The sequence below is a fragment of the Frankia sp. CcI156 genome (genome assembly GCF_001983015.1).
Classification (GTDB): domain Bacteria; phylum Actinomycetota; class Actinomycetes; order Frankiales; family Frankiaceae; genus Frankia; species Frankia casuarinae.
Genome location: NZ_MOMD01000023.1, coordinates 106,359 through 128,118, shown reverse-complemented (window position 1 = coordinate 128,118; position 21,760 = coordinate 106,359). Strand labels below are relative to the sequence as shown.

Below are 21,760 nucleotides of genomic sequence, written 5' to 3'. Positions count from 1 at the left end.
CCGGTCCTGGAGCTGGAACGTCTTCTGCCGCCCCAGCGATGCTAGTCCGAGGCTAGTCCGAAGTTCTTGGTCAGGAGGCACGGGCGGCGCGGACGCGGCTCACATCGCGGCGCCACGATGGGGCACGTGCTACCGGCCGATCTCGGTCCCGCACCGTGGTACGGGCGGGACCAGCGCGAAACGTTTCGCGTCCGCGGTGACCTGAAGGAAGGTGTAGCAACGGTTGATCTGCCCGAAATGGGTGGCGAAGTTGACGGGGACGGGCAGCAACCCGTCCGCGTCATAGCCGCGCACCGCCCGCAGGCCCCTGATGAACGTCTCCCGGCTGGGGCATGGCCCGGCGGCCACCAGACCGCGCAGGAACATGTCCGCCGAGATCCACCCGGACAGGGCCGCCTGCTGGGCCGGCGGGGACACCTGGGGCGCGTACTCCAGCATGGCCTGCAGGAACCGCTGGTGAGCGGGAGTCTCCTGCTCGAACGGCAGGTAGTCGACGAAGCTGTAGACCCCGGCCAGCACTCCGCCGAACAATTGCAGGAGACGCTGGTCGTAGCCGGTGGGCGACAGGATGACCCGCAGATCCGCCCGGGCCGCCCGGGCGCCCAGGACCACCTGGCCGAAGGCGGCGCCGGTGACGGCGCCGACCAGGACGTCCGCGCCGCTGTCGCGCACCTTCCGGCCGATGCCCGGGATGTCGATCGGCCCGGTCGCGTCGATCCGGCCGAGCACCCGCACCCCGGCCGCGGCGAGGCTCAACRCCATCTTGTCGGCGAGGGTCACGGAGGTCGCCGAGAACCCGGACTGGGCGATGATCGCCCGGTGGCCGCCGCGCTCGGCGACGAACTCACCCCAGGTCGTGACGGACGGCCCGTCGAAGATCATATTTGAGTAGCTGAACATGTTGTCGTTATGGGTCCAGGCCGCCTCCAGCGAGGTACCGGTCACCGGTATTCGCCGGCTATTGAGATAACCGGCGGAACCACTGGCCACGGAGGTCGACTCGATGATTCCGAACACCTGGTCGTTCTCCACGAGCCCCCGGGCGGCGGCCTGGTTTCCGGCGGGATTCGAGGCGTCATCCCGCCAGACATAGACCACTTTTCGGCCATACACACCGCCCGCCTTGTCGGCCACCCCGAGCCGGGCGTCCACCCCGGCCCGGAAGGAGCGGAACAGTGACGCCGCGTTTCCGGTGTCCGGATAGAGCAGGCCGAATCTGATCGCGTCCGGAGCGACGCCCGGCGCCGCGCAGGCCGGGGACGCGGTCGGCCCGTCGGTGGAGACCCGGCAGCCGACCGCTCCCAAGCCGATCAGGAGGCTCACGAGCCCGAGCAGCGCGGCCCGGCGGTCCGCACGACGGCGCCGAGGCCGGTGCGGCCCGACTCCCAGAGCCGTGACGCTCCCCACTCCATCAAGCCTGAACCAGAAGAACCACCCTTCGATGCCATTCCGTTGATTTTGTGAGATTCACCGAAGATCGATCGCTCCCGGTTTCAGGATCCGATCCCGCTTCGGGCTCCCCACGCGGTGCCGCGTGGGGAGCGATACCGCGTGGGGGTGGGGCCCGGTCGGCCCGGTCAGTCCGGTCGGCCCGGTCAGAACGCCGCCGCGGCGGCCCGGGCGATGGCCTGGTCAAGGGGGGCGGGACCACCGCTMACCCCGACGGCCCCCACGATCACCCCGTTCCGCCACAGCGGCAGCGCACCGGGCAGACCGGTGACGACCGGTTCCGCCGGCGACGGACGCTCCCGTCCGACGCGGCCGTCACCYGTGGCAGGTGCCTCGCCGCCGGCATGCGCCTCGCCGCCGGCATGCGCCTCGCCGCCAGCGTGTCCCTCGCCACCGGTATGACTGACCAGATGGGCCGGCGGAGCCCAGGCCCGAGCCGCGCACGCCTTGTCGACGGAGATATCCGCGGTCTCGAGCCGGGCATTGTCCATCCGGACGTGGGCAACCAGAATTCCGGCGTGGTCAACGACAGCAATGTTAACCGGTTGACCGAGGTGAACCGCATATTTCTCCCCGGCGGCGATGATCCGACGGGCGTCCTCGAGCGATACGGTCATCCGCGACTCTCCCCATAAAGCGGCGTTCCGGTGCGCTTGACCATAGGCCCTGGCTGACCGTCAGGTGGTGGAAGGCGCGCCGCGTAACCACCGTCGCGCATGGCACTCCCGAGCGGCGAACGGCAGGATAACGGCAGGATACAGGTGGACACCGGGTATCCCCGGGCCCCMGGCCGGGGAACCGGAGGGTCAGGTCGCGGCGACGAGCGGGAGGACGGCCCGGGGGCAGCGGTGGATCAACCTGCTGGAGAGATAGCCGCCGCCCAGCAGGTCCAGCAGAGCACCGGCGCCCGGATGATCCAGCCGGCCGACCCGGTGCAGGCCGCGCAGACGCAACAGACCGGGCAGGTGCGCCTCGATGGCTCGTTGGTCGGGCCGGGGAGCTCCATCGAGCCAGGTGTCGAACCGCGCGCCGGTCATGATTTCCCACACGACCGTGTCCGCGACGGCACCGGTGCCGTCGGTGACGGTCACCAGATGGGGTACCCGGATCAGATCGGCGAAGCCGCTGAGATCCGGCCGCACCCCGGCGGTGACGACGTTGTCACCGACCTCCGGCTCGCTGCCGGACCCGGGGGGGCCGCCGGGGGCGGGCGTACCGCCTGCTCCCGGCCGTCTCAGGGCATTGCGCAGATGAGAGGCGAACGCCAAGGCCAGCGCGCTGCGACCTGGCGGGCTGGCCTGAGCGTGCAGGACGATGGCGTCGACTCCCGGCGCGCGGAGCCGCTCGGCCGCCGCGCGAACCAGCCAGGCCGGCTCGACCAGGACGAAACCGACCTGCGCGCGCCGCCGCTCCTCGATGGCGTCACAGCCGCGGATGGCGTCACAGCCGCGTCCTGACGGGGTCCGCACCCTCATGGACTCGTGAATCCACTGGCAGGTGATGAGCCCGTCGGCACCGGGAAGTGAGAGGAGCGGCAGATCCTCCGAGCTGAAGATCCGTTCAGGGATCGACGTGGGCATACTGTCTCCGTCTCGCCACGCGCCCGCCCGGTCCGGCCGGGCACCGCCCCCCAGGCCACAATCGGCCGCGGTGCCCACACCGTCCACGACCCGGTGTGGGCTCCCTGCATAGGGAGCCCACAYGGCGATGGAACGTACCCGCCTCGTCGAGGCTGCCGGAACCGGGAAGGCCATGACGGGCGCGACTACTGGAGCAGGTTGTCKAAGTCGCCGTCTTTGGCCCCGAGTATCAGAGCCTCGATTTCAGCTCGGGTATACACCAGAGCGGGTCCGTTTGGATGCCGAGAGTTACGGACGGCAACTTCGTCACCCGGAAGCTTCGCCATTTCGACGCAGTTTCCCTGCGAGTTGCTCCGACRACTCTTCTGCCATGTCACGCGCTGCAGTGCCGCGGCGGACATACCGCTGTAGATCTTGGTCATGTCGATCTCCTGAAGCCCCGGGAAGCCATGCCGCCACGGCCCCGACCCACGCCGTCCGCTCGCCATACCACCGACGGGCCAACCACCGACCGCCGGCCGACCGCCAGCCAAACCCACGATGGAACACCCCCCCGGAAGACCGTCCCATCATGCCAGCGTGTGCGGCTGCACGAACTTTGGCTCACGATACAGCACGGTCGGGTGCACGTGCATCAAGCGGGTGACAGATGCCCGGCCCGACGCCTCGCGCCGCCGCGGCCTCCACGCCGAACCAGTCCCGGGGCGGCCCCAGGGAAGCCCAAAGAAAGATCAAGAGAAGATCAAGGGAGCATCGACAGCTTCCGACGAAGGCGCCGAGAATGTTGATATAACTACCAAAAGCACTAAAAATCCCATCACAAGAACCATGCAGGCACCACGAATCTGCGCCCAGTCCGCCCGTGAGGCTCCGCAGAAGGACCATGGACGGGCCTCGACCCCACTAGGCGAAACGTCCGAAAAATCCGAAGAGTGACGAATCCGACCCATGCGCCAGGCACCCGTACAAGGCGGCCGCGGACCGAGCCGGGAGAAAAAGATCCCCGGTCTGGGGCGAGACGCGCGCTCACGACGGGGCACTCCGGCTCCCCGGACGACGGGAGGCCGGCCGCGCGCGACCTGACTGTGCACAAGGTCATAGCCTCGGCGTAGCGAAAACCGTGGCCCTTCCGGTCCACTCGTGGTCCCGGGGCCCGCGACATAGCTGTAAAACAACGGGGGACACCTCGACAGCACTCGACGGAGATCGTGCACCAGAACCAGCGCGGCGGCGAAGAGCGCCGGCGTGAACCCGGAGAGATCCGCGGAGGGACCGGACGGCGGAGGGACCGGACGGCGGAGGGACCGGACGGCGGAGGGGAACCCGATGGGGAGAGTGGGGGGAGGAGCGAAGAGGGGTGCAGCCGTGGAGAGTAACACTAGGAAGCACACGATCGCCGTCCGGGGGCCCGAAGTCCTCACGCCCCTGGAATCTGGCACCGTGAGAGTGGAATGTCCGGACATGTCATCGTCCACACCATTGCGCCTGCACCCGACAGCCGGGGGCACCCCTACCCCCCGTTAAACGGAGACCCGTCGTCGGCGCTCCCCGTAAGCGTGTATACAAATAATCCTCACCACGCTAAACACGCGCGTGTCACCCAGACGAGAGAACCAGCCACCCATCCGGAACCAGAAGATCGAGTATCTTACTCTTGCGTTGACCATGGCRAGGGGGCCGACCGTGACGACAGCTCAGCCGGGAAGTGGACCGACCGTACGTCGGATCCTGCTMGGCTCTCAGCTCCGTCGACTTCGCGAGGAGAAGGGCATCAGCCGGGAGACCGCCGGCTACCACATCCGCGCATCAGAGTCGAAGATCAGCCGGATGGAGCTTGGCCGCGTCAGCTTCAAAGAACGCGACGTCGCCGACCTGCTGACCTTCTATCAGGTCACGGACGATGCAGAGCGCGCCCCATTGCTGGYCCTTGTCCGGGAGGCGAACGCCGCTGGCTGGTGGCAGAACTTCAACGACGTTCTCCCGTCCTGGTTCCAGCCGTACATCGGCTTGGAGGAGGCGGCCCAGCTCATCCGGACCTACGAACTCCAGTTCATTCCGGGCCTGTTGCAGACCGAGGACTACGCCCGAGCGATCATCACGCAAGGTAGTGGTGGCCTACCAGTCGACGTCATCGAGCGCCGGGTCAGCGTGCGGCTCAACCGGCAGAAGCTGCTGTGCCGTAAGGACCCGCCACGGCTCTGGATAGTCATCGACGAGGCGGCGCTGCGTCGGCCGATCGGCGGACCGAAGGTGATGCGGGCCCAGCTCGAGCACCTCATCGCCGTGTCCGAGCTGCCGAACCTCACCCTGCAGGTGATGCCGTTCGCCTTTGGCGGCCACGCGGCGGAGGGTGGGGCCTTTACGATCCTCCGCTTCCCCGAAATGGACCTGCCGGACGTGGTCTACCTGGAGCAGCTCACCGGTTCCGCCTACCTCGACAAGCGCGAGGACGTCGACCGGTACATGGAGGTGTATAACCGGCTCAGTGTCGACAGCACGACCCCGGGTGACACTGCCGAGCTGCTACGGCGCATCATCACCGAGCTCTGAACGCGGTTCGCTCCCAGCCCGCCGACCGGCTGCCCCGCCGGCCCGCCGGCCTAACTACTCGGCCAGCCCACCGGCCCGCCGTTCTGCTGGCCTGCCGTCCTACTGCTCCGCCATCCCGCCGTTCCGCCGGCCTACTACTCCGCCAGCCCACCGATCGACTCGACCCGCCCGGTCGGGTCCGTGACCGCGCTCGCCGCCGGCCAGGTCAGCTCCAGGCTGAGACACCGATCGTCCAGCTCCACCGCGACCTCGATCCCGCCCGCGTCCTCTCCCCCGCGGCCGAGCTGCGGGGGCGGCAGGCCCTGCGGCCAGGGCAGCGAGACGAAAACACTGCCGCCGGCCGGCGTCCACAGGACCGTCACAATCGCCCGGCCGCCGGGGACGGCGGCGAGCACCTCCCGCACCTGATCGGCCACCATGGCCCGCACAGGAGCTGGCGCGAGCCGCAGATCGCCGGACAGCTGGATCTGGACGGTCATTCCCGCGGCCTCGGCGTCGGCGACGACCACGTCGAGGTCCGCCAGCGCCGACGACGGACCACCCCCGGTGATCATGCGACGGACAGCGGCCGCCCGCATCGCGCACCTGCTCCGAACGGCGGCTTCCCGCGGGTCCAACCAACCGCCCGCGACCCCGTCGAGTAACGGCAGCACCTCCCACCCCAMGGTGCGCAACCACTGCGCCCGCTCCCACCTGATCATGGTGGACGCATCCACCTGGGCGGCGACCTCAGCCTCGGCGGCCAAGGCGCGGGCGGTCGTCTCCGCGGTGCCGCGCAGCAGGGGACCCAGCATCGCGGTCACGATCTGCACCCCGCACGCACCGTAGATCAGTACCCCCAGCCGCGCCAGCACCAGCGATTCGGTGCTACCGCGCAGGAACACCGCAACGATCATCATGGCAATCGCGACCAGCAGCGCACCCACCCATTCCCAGAGTGGCCGGGAGGCGGTGATGAACGCTAGGAGCAGGGGAAGCACGAGCAACGGCCAGTCCGCAATCCGGACGATGTCCGCGCCGACGGTGTTCGCTATGCCGGCGACGGCGACGGCGACGGCCAGGAACAGCAGCACGGCCGCCTCGGGACCGCTGATCGGCCGACTCCGTCCGCGCCGGACGAAGACGACGGTGAGCACGGCCACCAGCAGCCACAGCGCTCCCGCTCCGGCCATCGTCCGCACCCACCCACCCGTGCCGACCAACGGCACGAGCATGATGATCAGCCACAGCCCGGCGATCTGCCCGAGCGCCCGGCGCAGCCCGGCGGCATAGGCGTCGCGTAGCTCGGCGGCGATCGCGGCGACGTCCCKACGATCGGCGACCCGCCCGCCGGCCCTTCCRGCTCCGTGATCATCCCGATCGCCACGATCATCGCGATCATCGCTTGGATGTGGTCGCGTCACGTGCCCCGTCGTCGCGTCCGGGGCGCGCCACTGCAGTTCCACAACGGTGCCCTGCCCCGGGCGCGCGTCGATGCGGGCGGTCCCGGCAACATCCACCAGCCGTCCGACGATGGACTCGCGCAGCCCGAGCCGGGCGGAGTCGACCCGCCGCGGGTCGAAGCCGCACCCGGCGTCGGACACCGTCACGATGAGCAGGCCCGGGCCACCGCCGAGGAGCAGCGAGGCACGCCGGGTGCCGGCGTGCCGTTCCACGTTGACCAGCGCCTCGCCGACCGCTCCGACGAAGGCCTCCACGACCACCGCCGGGGGCTCACCGGGAGGTTCCCCCGCGATGGCTGGGAGACGCTGGTCGTCGAGGCTGACCTGCAGCCCCCGTCGAGTGGCGTCGCGGACGACCTCGGCCAGCCGCTCGCCGATCGGCGGACCGACCTCGTCGTCCCGGTCGAGCAGGCCGCGCACGGCGGTGAGGCTCTGCGCACATCGACGCCGGGTGAGTTCCACGTCCCGTCCCCCGCCCCAGGCGATGCCGGTCAGGGTGTTCAGCACCGTGTCGTGGATGACTCGCTCCCGTTCCCGGCGGTCGCGGGCGACGGCGAGGACGACCGCCTCGCTGCGGTGCCGGGCCGCGACGTTCGCCCAGCGCTGGTCGGCCGTGCGGGCGATCCGGCGCAGTCGACCGATCGCCAGCCCGAGTAGACCGGGAATGATCAGCAGCATGGCGGTCTGAGAGAAGACCTGGGGATTGTGGCCCCAGCCGCCTACGAGAGTGGCGCCGCACAGCGTCAGGAGCAGGACCGACGCGACGGCCGTCGGAAATGTCCAGACCGTCACGATCCCGGCGTTGATGGCGGTCAGGAAGACGAAGTTCCCGCTGTCCCCCACCGAAGCGGGCGGCAACCAGGACGAGGCCGTCAGGGCGAGGACCGCCGACATCGCGACCGTGACGGTGGTCATCGATCGACGGATCCCGCGTCGCAGGCCGACGACGCAGAAGACGAGACCGCCGATGGCCGTCAGCCCCGCGACGGCCATCGCCGCCGGCCTGTGGTCGTACCAGCGCCAGACCGCGACGTAGCACACCGTCAGCAGAACCGCGACCGCCCGCAGGGTGACGAGGACGCGCCCCATGACCTGTTCCAGCGCCTGGTAAGCCCGGCCCAGCTCGACGGAGGCTCGGCCCAGCTCGAGCGCGCCCTCCCCGAAGGCGGTCACCGTGCCCGCGGAGGCGGAGGCGGAGGCGGAGGCGACCGTGGGCACGGTGGCCGGCGCCACGGACGGGACCGCCTCGCGCACCCCGGACGAGGCCGCCTCCCGCCCGTCGGCRGTCACGCCCTGCCCGGCCCGAGGAGGTCGCCCGGACCAGGGTGGGGGCCGACTTCGCACCTCATCATCATGAGGGCTCAGCCCCCTCAACATCGAGGTTCCTGTCGACGACAAGGTTGCGACGGCACAGAGGTTGCGACGGCACAGAGGTTGCGACGGCACAGAGGTTGCGACGGCATAAAGGCCGCGACGGCGTCGAGCGGCGGCCCCCCGCCGACCGGGTGGGCTGTTGGCAGGCTACCGGCCGCACCTCGCCTTGGTCGGCAAAGGACCGCCTCGCCTCTCATCCGTCGAACCTCTCATCCGTCGAAGAGGTAACGGGATGGCCCGACCTCCAGTTCAGGGGAGCAAGACACGGTCCAGGGACCGCAGACCGTGCTCAGGTCCCCAAAATTCGCCGGCCGAAGAGTCGTCGCCGCCGCCCGACGGGCCGGAGGAACGCAACGCCGCCGGGACAGCTGTGCCCTAGGCTTAACGACGTGTGGAAAGGCAGCTCTTGAATCCTCCCGCCACGCCGCCGCCCACGCCGCCGCAGCAGCCGTCACCACCGGCAGGCCCAGTGCCACCGGCAGGCCCAGTGCCACCGGCAGGCCCAGTGCCACCGGCAGGCCCAGTGCCACCGGCGGAGCTGTCCGCGCGGCTGACCGGGTTGTCTCCTCGCGACGCCCATCGGCTGGGCCGACGGCTCGCCGAGAGCCGGCGCACCCGCGAGCCCGCCGCGCGCCAGCGGGCCCTACAGGCCATCGCCGCCGAGGTGGACCGGGCATCGCTACGGCTGGAGCGGCGCCGGGCCAGCGTTCCGACGCTCGACTACCCCGACATCCTTCCGGTCACCCAGCGCAAGGACGAGATTCTCGCCGCGATCCGGGATCATCAGGTGGTCGTCGTCGCCGGGGAGACCGGGTCCGGCAAGACCACCCAGCTACCGAAGATCTGCCTGGAGCTCGGCCGCGGGGTCCGGGCGATGATCGGGCACACCCAGCCGCGCCGAATCGCCGCGCGTACCGTCGCCGACCGCATCGCGGAGGAACTGCGCACCCCGGCTCCCCAGATGGGCGGCGTCGTCGGCTACCAGACCCGGTTCACCGACCAGGTGCACGAGAACACGCTGGTCAAGCTCATGACGGACGGCATCCTGCTGGCCGAGATCTCCTCCGATCGCCAGCTGCGCCGCTACGACACGCTCATCATCGACGAGGCGCACGAGCGCAGCCTCAACATCGACTTTATCCTCGGCTACCTGCGGTCGCTGCTCCCCCGCCGGCCGGATCTCAAGATTGTCATCACCTCCGCGACGATCGAGACGGCCCGGTTCTCCGCCCACTTCGCGGGTGCCCCGGTCATCGAGGTGTCCGGGCGCACCTATCCGGTCGAGGTCCGCTACCGCCCGCTCGTCCCGGCGGCCAGCGGCCCAGCCGGCGGCCCAGCCGGCGGACCAGCCAGCGGCCCGGCCGACGCGCGGAGGACCGGCAGGGAGAACGGCGAGGCCGAGMGCGACCAGACCCAGGCCATCAGCGAGGCGGTCGACGAGCTGTGCGCGGAGGGCCCGGGCGACATCCTGGTGTTCCTCAGCGGCGAACGGGAGATCCGCGACACCGCCGAGGCACTCACCCGCGAGCAGCGGCCGAACACCGAGATCGTGCCGCTCTACGCCCGCCTGTCCGCCGGCGAGCAGCACCGGGTGTTCCAGCCGCACACCGGACGGCGGGTGGTCCTGGCCACCAACGTCGCCGAGACCTCGCTGACCGTGCCGGGGATCCATTATGTGATCGACCCGGGCACCGCCCGGATCTCCCGCTACAGCCACCGCACCAAGGTGCAGCGGCTGCCCATCGAACCGATCTCGCAGGCCTCCGCCAACCAGCGCAAGGGGCGCTGCGGGCGGACCGCCGACGGCATCTGCATCCGCCTCTACAGCGAGGAGGACTTCGCCGGCCGGCCGGAGTTCACCGATCCGGAGATCCTGCGGACGAACCTGGCCTCGGTCATCCTGCGGATGGCCGACCTTGGCCTCGGCGAGATGGCCACGTTCGGGTTCCTCGATCCGCCCGACCCCCGCCAGATCAGCGACGGCGAACTGCTCCTCGCCGAGTTGGGGGCGTTCGACGCCACCGCGTCCGATCCCCGTCACCGGATCACTCCCCTCGGCCGGCGGCTGGCGCAGATCCCGGTGGATCCCCGGCTGGCCCGCATGGTGCTCGCCGCCGACGAGCAGGGCTGCCTGCGCGAGGTGCTCGTCATCGYCGCCGCGCTCGCGATCCAGGATCCCCGGGAGCGCCCGGTCGAGCACCAGCAGGCGGCCGACGCCCGCCACGCCCGGTTCGCGGACCCGACCTCGGACTTCCTGGCGTACCTGAACCTGTGGAACTACCTGCGCGACGCCCGCGGCGAGCTGTCGGCCAACCAGTTCCGGCGGATGTGCCGCACGGAGTTCCTCAACTACCTGCGCATCCGGGAATGGCAGGACGTGCACGGCCAGCTCGCCGCGGTGGTCCGCGGCCTGGGGCTCACCCCCCGGGACGACAGCTCCGGCGCGGCCGATCCACGAACCGTGCACCGGGCCCTGCTGACCGGGCTGCTGTCGCACATCGGTCGTTACGACCCGGAGCGCCGGGAGTACGCCGGCGCCCGCGGCGGCCGCTTCGCGCTCTGGCCGGGCTCCGTCCTGGCCCGGCGGTCGAACCGTGCCGAGCGCACCGGGCCGACAGCCACGTCGGCGAACCCGGGGGACCCGGCGGGCGAGGACGCGCCGAAGCGGCCGTCCGGACCACCCGCCTGGGTGATGGCCGCCGAGCTGGTGGAGACCTCCCGGCTGTGGGGCCGCACCGCCGCGCGGATCGACCCGGACTGGATCGAGCCGCTCGCCGCCCACCTGGTGCATCGCACGTACAGCGAACCGCGCTGGTCGCGCCGGCAGGGCGCGGTGCTCGCCGACGAGAAGGTGACTCTGTACGGGGTGACGATCGTCGCCTCCCGGCCGGTCCAGTACAGCCGGATCGACCCGGTCCTGTGCCGGGAGCTGTTTCTCCGGCACGCACTGGTCGAGGGTGACTGGCAGACCCGCCACACTTTCTTCCACGCMAACCGGGAGCTGCTCGCCGACGTCGAGGAGCTGGAGCACCGGGCCCGGCGGCGCGACATCGTCGTCGACGACGAGACGCTGTTCCATTTCTACGACGAGCGCGTCCCCGCGGACATCGTGTCCGCCCGGCACTTCGACGCCTGGTGGCGCAAGGCGCGCCGGACGACCCCGGACCTGCTCGACTTCCCGCGCTCGATGCTCGTCACCGCGGACGCCACGGGAATCACCGAGGCCGACTACCCCGACGTCTGGCAGGCGGGCGACCTCGCGCTGCCGCTGAGCTACCAGTTCGAACCGGGCTCGGCGGCCGACGGGGTCACCGTGCACATCCCGCTGGCCGTGCTGAACCAGGTCGGCGCCGAGGGCTTTGAATGGCAGGTGCCGGGGCTGCGCGAGGAGCTCGTCACCGCCCTCATCCGGGCGCTGCCGAAGGCGGTGCGGCGCAGCTTCGTCCCGGCGCCGAACTACGCCAAGGCGGTCCTGGCGAACATCACGCCACGCCAGGCGCCCCTGCTCACCGCGGTGGAACACGAGCTGCGCCGGATGGGCGGGCCGGAGATCCCGCGCGATTCCTGGTCGCTGGCGGGTGTGCCGGATCACCTGCGGTTCACCTTCCGGGTGGAGGACGCCGGCGGGCGGGTACTGGCCGAGGGCAAGGACCTCGACGCCATCAAGGAGCGGCTGCGCCCGAGGACCCGGGAGGCCGTCGCTGCCGCGGCGGACGGCCTCGAGCGGGCCGGCCTGCGGGCGTGGGGGGACCTCGGCACCCTGCCGAAGGTCGTCGAGCTGCGCCGCGGCGGCAACGTGGCGGGCGGCCACGTGGTGAAGGCGTTCCCGGCGCTGGTCGACGAGGGCGGTTCGGTCGCGGTGCGAGCCGCCGACACCGAGGCCGAACAGCGCCAGCTGATGTGGGCCGGCACCCGGCGCCTGGTGCTGCTGGGCGTCCCCTCCCCGGTGCGCGGCCTCAACGCCCGGCTGTCGAACGCCGCGAAGCTGGCCCTGAGCCACAACCCGCACCGCGACGCCGCCGACCTGCTGGACGACTGTGTGCGGGCCGCCGCCGACCGGTTGATCGCCGCGGCCGGCGGGCCCGCCTGGGACGAAGCGGGCTTCACCGCGCTGCTCGCCGCGGTACGCGCGGGACTGCCCGAGGCCGCCTTCGAGGTGGTCCGCGAGGTTCAGCAGGTGCTCGGCCTCGCCCACGCGGTCGATCTGGCGCTGCGCGAGCTGCGTGCCCCGGCGGTGGCGGCGTCGGTGGCCGACGCGCGTGACCAGCTCATCTCGTTGATCTACCGGGGATTCGTCACCGACACCGGGGCCGACCGGCTGGCGGACCTCGTCCGCTACCTGACCGCGCTGGAACGGCGACTGGAGCGGCTGCCCCGCGATCCCGGGCGGGACAGGCTCAACACCGCGACCGTCGGGCGCGTCCAGGACGCCTATCGGGAGCTGCTCGCCACCGTCCCCGCCGGCCGGGAGCCGGCGCCCGAGATCCGGCGCCTCCGCTGGATGATCGAGGAGCTGCGGGTGAGCCTGTTCGCGCAGAGCCTGCGCACCCCGTACCCGGTTTCCGAGGAACGCGTCTACCGGGCGATCGACGCCATCCTCGGTTAATCCGTTTCGGTGACTATGCCATGCTGGGACGGTGACCGGCGGGGGCGATGGGCACGGCGCTCCCGACTGTTTCGTGTCGTACGCGGACGACGGGCGGGCCTGGGCCGAATGGATCGCCGGGACGTTGGAGGATGCCGGCTACCAGGTCCTGCTTGAGTCCTGGGCGCCGGCGGGGACGCATCGGGTGGGGTGGCTGGACCGGGCGGTGAGCCAGGCCCGGCACACGATCGCGGTGGTCTCCGACGGCTACCTGCGCTCCTCGCCCGCGGTCGCCGAATGGGCGGCGGCGTGGTCGGCCGACCCGACCGGAGGCGAACGCCGGCTGCTGGTGACCAGGGTGGCGGACCGGCCGCTGCCCGGTCTGCTAGGCCAACTCGTCCCGGTCGACCTGTTCGACCGCAGCGAGATCGCCGTCCGGGCCAGCCTGCTCGCGGCCCTGCGCGGCGACCGGCCACAACCGGAACAGCCGCCGGGCTTCCCGGGCCGGCGGGGGATCTTCCCGCCGGAGCTGCCGGCGGTGTGGAACGTGCCGGATCAGCCGGCCCGGTTCGTCGGCCGGACGGCCGCGCTCGCCCGGCTCGACGAGGCGCTGTCCCGCTCGCCGCTGGTCACCGTGACGGGAATCGCGGGGATCGGGAAGACCAGCCTGGTCACCGAGTACGTCCGCCAGCACCGGGCGGATCTCGACGCCGTGTGGTGGGTGCCGGCGAAACGCCCCGAGCTGATCGGCGAGCGGGTGCGCGAGCTCGCCCCGGCGGTGGGCCTGCCCGGCCACGCGGAACCGGCCGCCGTGATCGCGAACCTCGGCCGGGCCGACGGCCGCTGGCTGATCGTCCTCGACGACACCGCCGACGCCGACACGCTGCCGGACTGGCTGCGGCCCACCGAACCCGGCCGGCTGCTACTGACCTCCCGCAACCCCGGCTGGGACCATCTCGGCCCGGTCGTGCCGGTCGGACCGATGGACCGGGCCGAGTCCGTCACCCTGCTCGCCGGCCGGCTGCCCGCCGTCGAACGGACGGTCGCCGACCGGATCGCCGAGCGGCTCGGGGACCACCCGCTCGCCCTCGACCAGGCCGCCCACCGCATCAGCACCGGCCGCACCCCCGCCGAGACCTACCTTCAGGTGTTAATCGACCGGCCGGAGGTCCTCCTGGCGCAGGGGGAGGTGAGCGGGCGGCCCGGGGCCACCGCCGCCACCCTCTGGGACGAGCCGATCCGCCGGCTCGACGCCGAGGCACCGGCCGCCGGCCACCTGCTGCGGATCGTCGCGCACGGCGACAACGAACCGATCCCGATCCGGCTGTTCACCGCCGAGCCGGACGTGATCCCCGATTCCGGGCTGCGGGCGGCGGCCGGCGACCCGCTCGCCCTCGCCGACACCGTCGGCGTCCTGGAGCGGTACGRCCTGGCCCACCGCGACGCGGACACCGTGACGATGCACCGGCTGGTGCGGGCCGCCGTGCACACCCACACCGGCCCCGACCAGGCCGACGAGATCGTCGCGACCATGGCCCGGATGCTGCGCGCGGCCCTGCCCGACGCCGTCACGGCCAACCCGGAAGCCTGGCCCGCCTGGCGGGAGCTGCTCCCGCACACGCTCGCCGTGCTCGACGCCACCGACGCCGACTCCACCGACGCCGACTCCACCGACGCCGACGGGCCGGAGGCCGACGGGCCGGAGGCCGCCTGGCTGGCGGAACGCTCGGCGGCCTACCTGCTCGGGCAGGGCCGAGCCGATCAGGCCCTCCCCCTCGCGGCCCGCGCCCTGGCCGCCCGCGAGCGGCTCGACGGCCCGGTGCACGTCGACACCCTGGCCTGCCGGGAGACCCTCGCGCGGGTCGCCCTCGGCGCCGGACGGATCGACGCCGCCGGCCGCCTGGCCGAACACACCGTCGCCGACCGCGAACGCATCCTCGGCCCCGAGCACCCCGACACCCTGGTCAGCCGGGACACCCTAGCCCAGCTATTCCAGAAGGTCGGCCAGACCGACCGCGCGGTCGAGATGTTCCAGCGCACCCTCGCCACCCGGGAACGCATCCTCGGCCCCGAGCACCCCGACACCCTGGAAGGCCGGCACAGCCTCGGCCGCGCCTACGACGCCGCCGGCCGCGGCGACGAGGCGGCCCGGCTGCTGCGGGACACCCTCGCCGACCAGCGGCGGATCCTCGGCCCGGAGCACCCCGCCACCCTCGACACCCGCCACAGCCTCGCCGTCGCCTACCGCCGGATCGGCGCGGTGGGCGACGCCGTGCCGCTGTTCGAGCAGACCCTCGCCGCCCGCGAACGGGTCCTCGGCCCCGAGCATCCCGCCGCCCTCGGCACCCGCCACCAGCTCGCCGTCACCCATCACCAGGCCGGACGGCTCGACGACGCCACGCGCGAGTTCGGCCGCGCGCTGACCGGCCGCGAGCGCACCCTCGGCCCCGACCACCCCGACACCCTCGAAACGGTCGACGGACTCGCCCGCGCCCACCTGTACGCCGGACGGCTCGACGACGCCGCACGCGAGTTCGGCCGCGCGCTGACCGGCCGGGAACGCGCCCTCGGCCCCGACCACCCCGAGACCACCGAGACCCGCGAGAGCCTCGCCACCGCCCACCTCAGGCTGGGCCGGCCCGGCGAGGCCGTCCCCCATCTCGAACGCGCCCTCGACCGCCACGAGCACGTCCTCGGCCGCGCGCACCCTTACACTGTCGAGGCCCGGAACGCCCTCGCGACGACCTACCGGCGCACCGGGCAGCTTGAGGCGGCCGTGCCGCTGCTCGAACGGCTGCTCGCCGACCGGAGCCGGGCGCACGGCGTCGGCGACGCGCGCACCCTGCGCACCGCCGACGGGCTCGCCGAGGTCTACCGGACCACCGGCCGGCTTCCGCAGGCCGTCGGCCTGAACGAACGTGTCCTCGCCGTCCGCGAGCGGCTCCTCGGCCCCGGCCACCCCGACACCCGCGCCACCCGGGGCGCCCTCGCCGACACCTACCGCCAGGCCGGCCGGCCCGCCGACGCCGTCCCCCTCTACCGCGCCGCGCTCACCGACGCGCTGCGCGAGCACGGCCCGTTCTATCCGGACAGCACCCGGGCCCGTCGCACCCTCGCCGACACTGTCGGCGAGACCCGCCACGATCAGCCGCCGCCCCTCGAACGGCCGATCCCGGTGGAGCCGAGATTCCGCCACCGCGACCCCTGACTGGCGCCGGCACGCCGGTCACCGCGGGTCGGCTGGCTCGTCGGATGCGGCCGGCTCGTCGGGGTCGACGGGGTCGACGGGCGGAAATCGATCAAGCAGCTCCAGCTTGCGGAGCAGCGCCTCGTCCGCCGCCCCCCGCGCCGGCCGCCCGCCCTCCGCCACCGCCCRCTCGCGGTCCTCCGCCCGGCGCCGTGCCGCCTCCCGGGCGGACTCCGCATCCATCCGGTCCAGCAGCTCCTGCCTATACCGCTCGAACCACTTCCGGTTCTCCCGCCGCTCCTGTTCGGCGGCAAGCTCATTCGTCAGCTCCTGGCCATGCCGCGCCCTCCACACCCTGCTGAACGAGCCGTCCCAGTCGACCGGACGGAAGTCGAACCTGCCCGCAAACGTCGCCCCAGCCTCATCCRCCCCCGCGTCGGCGTCCGGCCCCGGCTCGRCATCGGGCGCCGGCTGCCCGGAMGGTTCCCGACCGGCTGGCGACCGCRCCCCCGGTTCACGCTCGGCCGCGGGCTCACCTGACGGATCGGCGGTTTCCTCGGACATCACAGTCTTCTCCCGTCCCTGAGGCTCACCGTCATGATCCCACCATCACCGGCCCGCCGTGCCCCCCACCACGGTCCCTCCAGGGATGATCAGCGACATCTTGATGTGCCGGACCGGCCGCGGTGGTACCGGTGTTGCGATCCCTCCAGGGATGATCAGCGACCCGCTGGTAAAGCTGCAGGTCAACGCCATGATCTACGATGGTCCAGGGGCTACTTTTGCAGCGGTCCGGCGGTAGTGCAACAGCCCAGGCCAGAGCCATGATCGACAGCCATGAGCATCGAGCTCCGGCTGCCCATTGCGACGCCGAGCCACTCCGTCTCGACAAAATCCGGGATGCGGCAGACGTGGACGCYGTCAACGGCCTGAGGATCGGGTGGGACTTGGGGATCGGACGGGACTTGGGGATCGGACGGGACGAGTGGCCCGCGGGACATGAGAAGGGCCGCACGAGTGCGACCAGGTGTGACGCGGGCCTGGGCCGTGCGGCCTGCTGTTCCCATCCCGCCCTGACCATGATCTTCCGTGCGCCCCTCGCCGATCTGGYCGCGGAGCTCGCCCCCACCATGGGCCGCCGACTTCCGCCCCCCGGTCGCTACCCGAGGTCCAGGACGGACGTGCCGGCGACCGCCGAGCAGACGTGCAGCACGGCCCGCCGGTCGGTGAGCGCGGTATACGCCGGCTCGAACGCGTCGGTGAAGGCGGTCAGCCGGGACCGGTCGACGAGGGCCACCGCACAGCCCGCGAAACCACCGCCGGTCATCCGGGCGCCGWAGCACCCCGGAGCCGCCGAAGCCGCCTGGACCGCCGCGTCGAGTTCCGGACCCGACACCTCGAAGTCCTCCCGGATCCCGCGATGCCCCGCCAGCAACAGCCGCCCGGCCGTTGGGGCGTCGCCCGCGCGCAGTGCCGCGGCGACGGCGTCGACCCGGGCGTTCTCGGCGACGACGAACCGGGCCCGGCGCAGCGCGGCCGGATCCAGCGCGACCGGATCCAGCGCGACCGGATCCGGCCCGGTCCCGCCGGCCGCTCCGCCCGGCCGGGTTGTCCCATCCGACCGGGCGGACCTGCCGAGCCGGGCCACCGCCTCGTCCATCGACCGGGGCGTGAGGTCCCGCAGCGCGGCGACGCCCAGCGCCCGCGCCGCCCGCTCACACTCCGCCCGGCGGGTGGCGTACTCGCTGGTCACCACCTGTCGGCGCGAGCCGGTGTCGATGACCACCACGGCCAGCCCGCCCGGCAGCGGCACCGGCTCGGTTGTCAGCGTGCGGCAGTCGATCCGCAGCGCGTGGCCGGCCACGCCTGCGGCGCAGGCGAACTGGTCGAGCAGGCCCGTCGCCGCCCCCACCCAGAGGTTCTCCGCCCGCTGGGCGAGCAGCGCGAGCTCCGTCGGCGATGGCGTCAACCCGGCGAGATGCGCACCGGCCAGGGCGACGGCCAGCTCCAGCGCGGCCGAGGAGGACAGTCCCGCGCCGACGGGGATGTCGCTGGCCAGCGTGCCACGCCAGGGCACCAAGCCCCCTCCGGCGGGGAAGCCCGACCCGGCGGCGGCACGGGAGCCCCCCGATCCGGCGGCGGCGCGGGAGGCCGACTCGGCGGCCAGCATCACCGCGACGCCTTCGACATACCGGACCCATCCGGGTGCCCGGGCGGACACCGGCGTGTCGAGGCCCGGCGGCGGCAGCGGGATCACGGCGGGCACCGCGTCCTGCTCGGACACCAGCCGGAGCTCGGGTGCCTCGTTACGGCGCAGGGCGATGCACAGCTCCCGGTCGATGGCCACCGGAAGACAGAAGCCGTCGTTGTAGTCGGTGTGCTCGCCGATGAGGTTCACCCGGGCGGGCGCGYGGACGAGGTGGGTGGGCCGCTCTCCGTAGGTCTCGACGAACGCGCGCACCGCACGCTCGGTGGCCGGATGCTCGGTGGCCGGATACTCGGCGGCTCTCATGACGCCAGTGTCGGGGAGTCGCGGGCCCTGCGGCACGCGGAATGACCACGGCCGCGCGGGCTCGGCTCAGGTCCGGTTCGCGGCGACGGGAGCCATGACGGCGCGCAGCCGGTCCGCGGCTGCCTCCGGGGTGAGGTCGCGCTGCACGTCGGCGAGCATCTCGTAGCCGACCTGATGCTTGCGAATGGTCGGGGAGCGCAGCAACGGCGGATAGAAGTGGGCGTGCAGCTGCCAGAACGCCGCGGGTGGATCGCCGGGTCCCCAACCAGGATCAAGGTCCGGCCCCAGCCCCCACTCCGGCCCCAGCCCCGACTCCGGCTCCGGCTCCGACCCCAGCTCCGGCCCCGGCCGGGGTCCGGGCGCGGGATGCGGCCCGGGAGCCCCGTGCCAGCCCATCGAGAACGGGAAAGGATGGTCGAACAGGGCGTCGTAGCCGGTGAGGAGGCGGCCGAGCAGGCGGGACAGCCCGTCCCGCTGGTCGTCGGAGAGCGCGGCGAGGCGGTCGACCGGATGCCGGGGCAGGAGCAGGGTCTCGAACGGCCACAGCGCCCAGAACGGCACGACGACGAGCCAGTGCTCCTCCGCCAGGATCACCCGCTCCCCCGCCGCCGTCTCGATCTCGGCGTAGTCCATCAGCAGGGAGCTGCCAGACCGGGCGAAGTGCTCCCGCTGCCGCGCGTCCTCGGCGGCTGGCTCGTCGGGCAACGCGTCGCAGGCCCAGATCTGACCGTGGGGGTGCGGGTTCGACGCGCCCATCGCGGTGCCGCGGTTCTCGAAGACCTGCACCCAGCGCCAGGTGCGGGAGAGTTCCTCCTCCTGCGCCGCCCAGGTGTCCACGACCGCCCGGACCTCGGCCGGAGTCATGTCGACGAGCCCGCGATCATGACGAGGGCCGAAGCACACGACCCGGCAGGTCCCCCGGGCCGGTTCGCTGCGCAGCAGGCCCGATCCGGGACCCGCCGGCCACACCGGGGCCGGGTCGGCGGACGGGGCGACAGGCGGGTCGGCGGGCGGGGCGACGAGCAGGGCTGCGGGCCGAACCGGGTCGGGACGCAGCGCCGGGAAGTCGTTGGTGAACACGTAGGTACCGGAGTAGGAGGGGTTACGTTCACCGCCGGCCCGGAGGTTACCCGGGCAGAGGTCGCATAGAGGATCATGGGCGACCGCGGCCGGCACCGGCGGTGGTTCCTGACCGCCGTGCCACGGTCGCCGCGTCCGCCCCGGCGAGACCAGAACCCAACGGCCGGTGAGCGGGTTGAACCGCCGATGCGTGATGTCGTCCATTGCGACGAAGCCTGCCATGGGCGGCGACCGCGGCAAACGCGCTGCCGGGACGGCCCGGGGTGATCCCCGTTACCACGAAGCCGAGGCGTGACGAGGGGCGACGCGGGGCAACGAGGGGCGGCGAAGCATGACGATGCGTGACGGGACATGACGGGACGAGGCGTGACGAGGCGTGACGACCAGCCCGTCGCGGCGCCGCCGGGTTCCKGGAACCTCATGTTGAGTTCAACTTCAACGCCATAGTCTGCGGGCATGCTTCCTACCGATATGATGACTGTGGGTGAGCTCTCGCAGCGAAGTGGCTTCGCCGCGTCGGCGCTGCGCTTCTACGAACAGCAGGGCCTGCTCACCGCCACCCGGACCTCGGGTGGGCAGCGCCGGTACGAGCGCCATGTCCTGCGGCGGCTGGCGTTCATCCGCGCCGCCACCGCGGTCGGGCTCAGTCTCGACGAGGTGCGGGAGACCCTGTCGACGCTGCCCGAGTCGCGCACGCCGACCAAGGCGGACTGGTCCGCGATCTCGCGGCGGTGGYGCGGCCGGCTGGACGACGAGATCGCGGCCCTGGTCGCTCTGCGTGACGGACTCAACTCGTGCATCGGCTGCGGCTGCTTGTCGCTGCGAAGCTGCCGCATCTCGAATCCGCACGACCGGATCGCCGAGCTGGGGCCGGGCGCTCGCGCGCTGCCGGCTGCGCTGCGCCGGACCCGCAACCCCCTCGATCGGTGTGGTCAGCCCGTCCGATAGGACATCGGACAGGACATCCGCGATAGGACAGACGCGACGGTACGCGGGTGGCGGTCCATCGCCGGACCGACATGAGCCAGATCCGGGACGCCGGACCGGGATGCCGGACCGGGATGCCGGATCCGGGACGAGGAGGGGTAGTGGGAGACACATTCGGCATGTTCCAACCGGGTGCCAGCAACGGCGAACCGAGGAGCGGGCGCAGCCAGACGGTCGGTACGGATCCCGTCTCCGGGCTGCCCAGCCGGGTCTCGGCGCACCGTTCGCCCGACATGCCGCCGGACGGTCCCGGTCCGGTGCGGGCCCGTCGCCGCCGCCCGTTAATCGTCGGCATCGGTGGCAGCAGCCGGGCGAACTCCACCACCCACCAGGCCCTGGCGACGGTGCTGGCGATGATGGGGCAGGCCGGCGCGGAGACGATGCTGCTCGGTGCGGCGGACCTGGACCTGCCGATGTACGCGCCGGAACGCCAGGAACGTCCCGCCGCCGCGCTGCGCCTCCTCGCCGCCGTCGAACGGGCCGACGGCCTCGTGATCGCGACTCCCGGCTACCACGGCGGGATATCGGGCCAGGTCAAGAACGCCCTGGACTATCTGGAGGACCTGCGCGGCGCGCCCCGGCCCTACCTGGACGGCCGGGCGGTCGCACTGATCGTCGGCGCCCGGGGCACGCAGGCGGCCGGGACGACGCTGACGGCCCTGCGCTCGACGGTGCACGCCCTGCGCGGCTGGCCGACCCCGCTGGGCGTCACCCTGAACACCGCGGTGCCGCTCTTCGACCCGCACGGGCGAGTGCTCGACCGGACCGTCGCGGCCCGCCTGGACACCCTCGCCGACCAGATCATGGGGTTCACCTACGCCTGKTCCCAGGTGCTCTGAGGTGACCTCAGGTGACCTCAGGTGCTCTGAGGTGCTCTGAGGTGCTCTGACGCCGGGACGCGATCCCACGCCGAGGCTCCCGCGGGTCCCAGCCAACCCGGGCGTATCCGTCCTGAGCAGGCAGGTCTACCGTGGCGGGGCCCGRCAGGGGACAGCGGGGCCCGGCAGGGGACCG

13 protein-coding genes are annotated in these 21,760 nt (G+C 72.3%); 5 read left to right on the top strand and 8 right to left on the bottom strand.

Annotation, left to right across the window (positions count from 1 at the left end; genetic code table 11):
* Positions 1-129: 129 nt before the first annotated feature.
* The 4 genes from CcI156_RS11095 to CcI156_RS26830 all read right to left on the bottom strand — a co-directional run bounded on the left by CcI156_RS11095 (position 130) and on the right by CcI156_RS26830 (position 3,451).
* Positions 130-1,407 (bottom strand): ABC transporter substrate-binding protein, encoded by a 1,278-nt coding sequence (locus CcI156_RS11095; RefSeq protein WP_083718438.1) that lies wholly within the window; start codon positions 1,405-1,407, stop codon positions 130-132.
* A 188-nt stretch (positions 1,408-1,595) separates the two neighbouring features.
* Complete coding sequence (locus CcI156_RS11090; RefSeq protein WP_011437822.1) at positions 1,596-2,066, bottom strand: heme-binding protein; 471 nt, start codon at positions 2,064-2,066, stop codon at positions 1,596-1,598.
* 189 nt (positions 2,067-2,255) lie between these two features.
* Positions 2,256-3,029, bottom strand: coding sequence for a hypothetical protein (locus CcI156_RS11085; RefSeq protein ID WP_011437823.1), 774 nt, complete (start codon positions 3,027-3,029; stop codon positions 2,256-2,258).
* 185 nt (positions 3,030-3,214) lie between these two features.
* Positions 3,215-3,451 carry a DUF397 domain-containing protein gene (locus tag CcI156_RS26830; RefSeq protein ID WP_076805533.1) on the bottom strand — a complete coding sequence of 79 codons (237 nt, stop codon included), beginning with the start codon at positions 3,449-3,451 and terminating at the stop codon, positions 3,215-3,217.
* 1,261 nt (positions 3,452-4,712) lie between these two features.
* Between CcI156_RS26830 and CcI156_RS11075 the strand changes: the two genes are divergently transcribed.
* Positions 4,713-5,579 (top strand): helix-turn-helix transcriptional regulator, encoded by an 867-nt coding sequence (locus CcI156_RS11075; protein ID WP_076805546.1) that lies wholly within the window; start codon positions 4,713-4,715, stop codon positions 5,577-5,579.
* A gap of 134 nt (positions 5,580-5,713) precedes the next feature.
* On the opposite strand, the gene CcI156_RS11070 is transcribed toward CcI156_RS11075, so the two are convergent.
* Positions 5,714-8,311, bottom strand: a complete 2,598-nt coding sequence (locus tag CcI156_RS11070; RefSeq protein ID WP_254847372.1) for a histidine kinase — start codon at positions 8,309-8,311, stop codon at positions 5,714-5,716.
* A gap of 607 nt (positions 8,312-8,918) precedes the next feature.
* On the opposite strand from CcI156_RS11070, the gene hrpA reads away from it, so the two are divergent.
* Both hrpA and fxsT read left to right on the top strand, forming a co-directional pair.
* Positions 8,919-13,001, top strand: coding sequence for an ATP-dependent RNA helicase HrpA (hrpA, locus tag CcI156_RS11060; RefSeq protein WP_076805530.1), 4,083 nt, complete (start codon positions 8,919-8,921; stop codon positions 12,999-13,001).
* A 31-nt stretch (positions 13,002-13,032) separates the two neighbouring features.
* Positions 13,033-16,188: an FxSxx-COOH system tetratricopeptide repeat protein gene (gene fxsT, locus CcI156_RS11055; RefSeq protein ID WP_076805529.1), complete on the top strand. Its 3,156-nt coding sequence runs from the start codon at positions 13,033-13,035 to the stop codon at positions 16,186-16,188.
* Between the two features lie 18 nt (positions 16,189-16,206).
* Here fxsT and CcI156_RS25605 read toward each other — a convergent pair whose 3' ends face one another.
* The 3 genes from CcI156_RS25605 to CcI156_RS11040 form a co-directional block, all read right to left on the bottom strand.
* The gene (locus tag CcI156_RS25605) at positions 16,207-16,731 is read right to left on the bottom strand and encodes a hypothetical protein (RefSeq protein ID WP_076805528.1); all 525 of its coding nucleotides are present in this window, start codon (positions 16,729-16,731) and stop codon (positions 16,207-16,209) included.
* Positions 16,732-17,326: 595 nt separating this feature from the next.
* A complete protein-coding gene (gene galK, locus CcI156_RS11045) occupies positions 17,327-18,679 on the bottom strand; it encodes a galactokinase (RefSeq protein WP_076805527.1) in 1,353 nt (450 codons plus the stop codon).
* Between the two features lie 66 nt (positions 18,680-18,745).
* Positions 18,746-19,963, bottom strand: coding sequence for a UDP-glucose--hexose-1-phosphate uridylyltransferase (locus tag CcI156_RS11040; RefSeq protein WP_254847371.1), 1,218 nt, complete (start codon positions 19,961-19,963; stop codon positions 18,746-18,748).
* A gap of 252 nt (positions 19,964-20,215) precedes the next feature.
* Between CcI156_RS11040 and soxR the strand changes: the two genes are divergently transcribed.
* Positions 20,216-20,707, top strand: a complete 492-nt coding sequence (gene soxR, locus CcI156_RS11035; RefSeq protein WP_076805526.1) for a redox-sensitive transcriptional activator SoxR — start codon at positions 20,216-20,218, stop codon at positions 20,705-20,707.
* Between the two features lie 113 nt (positions 20,708-20,820).
* On the top strand, positions 20,821-21,585 hold the full coding sequence (locus CcI156_RS11030) for an NADPH-dependent FMN reductase (RefSeq protein ID WP_076805545.1): 765 nt from the start codon (positions 20,821-20,823) through the stop codon (positions 21,583-21,585).
* Positions 21,586-21,760 lie beyond the last annotated feature (175 nt).

Bases quoted from the DNA above. Each gene is read 5' to 3' on its own strand.
- CcI156_RS11040 (WP_254847371.1), bottom strand. From the start codon at position 19,963: ATGGACGACATCACGCATCGGCGGTTCAACCCGCTCACCGGCCGTTGG.
- CcI156_RS11085 (WP_011437823.1), bottom strand. From the start codon at position 3,029: ATGCCCACGTCGATCCCTGAACGGATCTTCAGCTCGGAGGATCTGCCG.